The following is a 3106-nucleotide window of genomic DNA, read 5'->3' on the forward strand; positions in this document are numbered from 1 at the left end:
TATTGAATTGACGAGAGTAAAAAAGCCGCCGCTTGTTAACGGCGGCTTTTCTTATGCGTGGCGTATAGCCCCGCTGCAAAAAGCGGCAAATGTCGCATGGTTTACTCCAAGCCTTACAATTACGACCAGATTCTTTGAAGAGGGCCTTGCTTAATTAGTTATTTACTACTGAGTTTAGATAAAACGCTAGAACCTAAAGCAAATGACCTAAGACCAGCTTTTTGCTTACTGATCTTATCAACGACATAGCTGATAAGATCAAATGGCACCGGAATGGTCTAGGCGTATTCTTTGTTTTCTATCCAGGTGGCGTAGAAGTCCACTCTGCCCGAGGGGGCCGTGCCCGACACCTTCCCCCCGTCGACGTAGCGGTAGAAGCTCCGCCCCTCCGACAGCGCCCCGCCGTCCAGCTTCGCCCACCTGCCGTTGCCCGCGGCGTCGATGACGAACCACGCGTCGTCGCAGTCGCGGTGGGCCTTCCAGCCCGCGAACGCCATCGGCCCGCAGGAGAAGCCCAGCGCCGACGACGTCAGCGTGGCGGTCGGCGTGCCCACGACGACCCTCGTCGTCCTGGCGACGGCGGGCGCCGCGTCCGACCCGTGGTAGCGGATCGTGTAGGATGCGGGCTCCTTCCAGGTGGCGTAGAAGTCGAACCTTGATATCCACTTGTACCCGGATTGCATGGCAACGATAGAATTGGCAGCAAGATCGGCCTTGGCGTTGGTCGTCTTCCACTCGCGCAGGTTCATCGCAAAGGCGACGATGCCGTTCTGGATGCCACTGATGCTGGGCGGGAAAGACTGGTTGTCGGCGTCGATAGAGAACTTGTTCTCCTTTGCGTCGAAGTGCTGCTGGATGCGATCGGCGTACTTGGCGGCCCATTCGTCGGCCTTGCCATTGTGGACGAAGTAGTTGTCTTTGAGGCTCGTCAAGCGGGTGGCGTACCCGTCGGCAGTGTAGATTTTGGCGTGTCCCTTGTGCGCGATTGCCATGAGTTCATCGGTGATACAGAAGTACAGGTGGCGCTGGTCAAGGTCGCCATAGAAATTGTCGGATGTGTCGTCCCAGGTGCAGTCGACCTGGTACCATTTTCCGTCGAGCTTAACCGCATTCCAGGTGTGGCCGTCATAGGTATCGCGGGTCTCTGAATTAATGATGCCGACAGCGGTGAGCAGCTTGGAATAGGCGCTTTCATACGCCTGACAGGTGCCCACGCCGCGCGTGAGTGCGCTCTCGGCTGATGACCACTTCAGCGAGTTGTCGTACTCAAGCTGATATAGAAGCCAGTCATGAAGATAAAGGGCCATTTCATATTCAGAGCCATTTGTATTTTGCTTGGCCTGGGACACTGCCTTATTAACAATACTCGCAACACTGGGATACGCATCATCTGCAACCTGGATAATATGTGTTGGCGCGCAAGTAGTAAACGCCCGACGCCTTGTCCATGAGGTAAAAGCGGAAGTTAGATGATCCGGTAGCCGTAGTTGTGAACGTGAAGTCGTGGCTAGCGCACGCGTCGGTGTACTTTCTCCACTCTCCGCGGCTTGGATCGGCAACCGACTCGCAGGCTTACTCGTTGGGGTTGGAGTACGAGGGCGCATCCATGCGGAAGAGATAGTTGCCACTGCCACCTGTTGCGCTTACGTGGAAAGTCGTTGGCTGTCCAAGTACTGGATCGCTCCATTCGACGGTAAGGGTGACACTACCGCTGGTGGCGCTATCGCTGTGCTGATATCCACTTACTGTGGCCTTTTTGACTTGTTCCGAATCAGGTGACATATCGGAAGCTAGGGAAACCTGAGGTTCCGCCTGATGTGAAATTTGATTCGCAAGATCGGAATCATTTTTTGATGGGCTCATTGCCGATCTCGCTTGTATCGATATCGCCCGTCATGCTGCCGCCCGAATTGTCCGCTGCGCCAGTATCAAACTGCTCCAAGGTATTTTCTTGCCGCCGTTCTTCTTCCGCTATAACCCTTACAGGTATTGCTGCGCTAAGCATGGATACGCAAAGAACTGCGCAGAGCGAGCGGTAAAAGACTCGTTTCATGGCGGTGCCTCTCGATAAGGTGGGCGCCAAGGCCCGGAGGCGGCGCCAGGCCAACACTCCGTGTATATGTAAGTGGGGTTAATTTTACGGTAACGTCAGTCAACAACAGCGAACTTTTTGGACAAAGTTGGGGAGGGGAGAGGCGTACTTGGGACAGTTTGGCACTGATTGATTTTTCGTAATCATGTCTATAAATTCTGATGAACAGTGATATGGACTCATTGTTATAGTTTGGAGCCAAACATGGAAGCACCCGCCGTTCTCTATCATTATGCAAGCCTAGATACGCTGGCCTTGATTCTGCATAATCGGACTATCAGGTTCAGCCGGTTAGATAAGGTTGATGACCCACAAGAACAGCGTTCAGCGGACTCTCAAAATCTTGGAAAAATGAAGCTCGTCAGTTGTTGGACCTCTTCTGATGAGGAGAGCATCCCCATGTGGCGCGAGTATGCCGGAGCTGAATGTGGAGTAAGAATCCAAATGAAGAGTCATCCGTTTAAGCGGTACTCTGTGTCTACCGAAAGCCTAAGTAAGCTATCTAGTGACGCAGTTTTGAATACTCCTGGTGGCAAGTTTGATGGACTTCAATTGCCGCTCGAAGACTTTTGGGATAAAAAATATCATTTTAAAGAAATGGCCCGAAGCGTTGAGATGCTTCATGAAGTCCAGTATACGAACGATAAGTCGCTTCTGTTTCCAAAGTTGATCCGTAACCGCGAAAACGGCTGGATAGAAGCCGATTTAAACACACTTGGGATTCACAAAGCTACTGCCTGGTCATACCAAAACGAATGGCGATATGTTTTGACGGCAGTTCCTGTGGGCATCGCCTCTGTAATCAAGGGTGATGTTGAAGCAGTTAAGAGGGCCACTGAGGTCATACTTGATAGATGCGATCCCGAAATTCCTTCCTTTTACGATTTGATTATCTCAGACGAAGCATTTTCTTCGATGAAGATCGTCGCTTCCCCAAAGATCCTTGATTATCGACTTTATCCGAACACCTCCCACATTCATCCGCACATGTGCGGATGAATGTGGGAACCCGAT

At 51.9% G+C, this 3106-nt stretch carries 3 protein-coding genes; 1 reads left to right on the forward strand and 2 read right to left on the reverse strand.

Going from position 1 to position 3106, the window contains the following annotated elements:
* Window positions 1-278: 278 nt before the first annotated feature.
* Together ARB25_RS09565 and ARB25_RS10085 are read right to left on the reverse strand one after the other, a co-directional pair.
* Window positions 279-1349, reverse strand: a complete 1071-nt coding sequence (locus tag ARB25_RS09565) for a transglutaminase domain-containing protein (RefSeq protein WP_216595145.1) — start codon at window positions 1347-1349, stop codon at window positions 279-281.
* A 494-nt stretch (window positions 1350-1843) separates the two neighbouring features.
* The gene (locus ARB25_RS10085; RefSeq protein WP_156327735.1) at window positions 1844-2053 is read right to left on the reverse strand and encodes a hypothetical protein; all 210 of its coding nucleotides are present in this window, start codon (window positions 2051-2053) and stop codon (window positions 1844-1846) included.
* Between the two features lie 243 nt (window positions 2054-2296).
* Between ARB25_RS10085 and ARB25_RS09570 the strand changes: the two genes are divergently transcribed.
* A complete protein-coding gene (locus tag ARB25_RS09570) occupies window positions 2297-3091 on the forward strand; it encodes a DUF2971 domain-containing protein (protein WP_055287666.1) in 795 nt (264 codons plus the stop codon).
* The last annotated feature ends 15 nt before the right edge of the window (window positions 3092-3106 follow it).

It is taken from the genome of Collinsella aerofaciens (genome assembly GCF_001405375.1).
Classification (GTDB): Bacteria; Actinomycetota; Coriobacteriia; order Coriobacteriales; family Coriobacteriaceae; genus Collinsella; species Collinsella aerofaciens_F.

Coding starts and splice junctions, on each gene's coding strand:
- ARB25_RS10085 (WP_156327735.1), bottom strand. CDS start 2,053: ATGAAACGAGTCTTTTACCGCTCGCTCTGCGCAGTTCTTTGCGTATCC.
- ARB25_RS09570 (WP_055287666.1), top strand. CDS start 2,297: ATGGAAGCACCCGCCGTTCTCTATCATTATGCAAGCCTAGATACGCTG.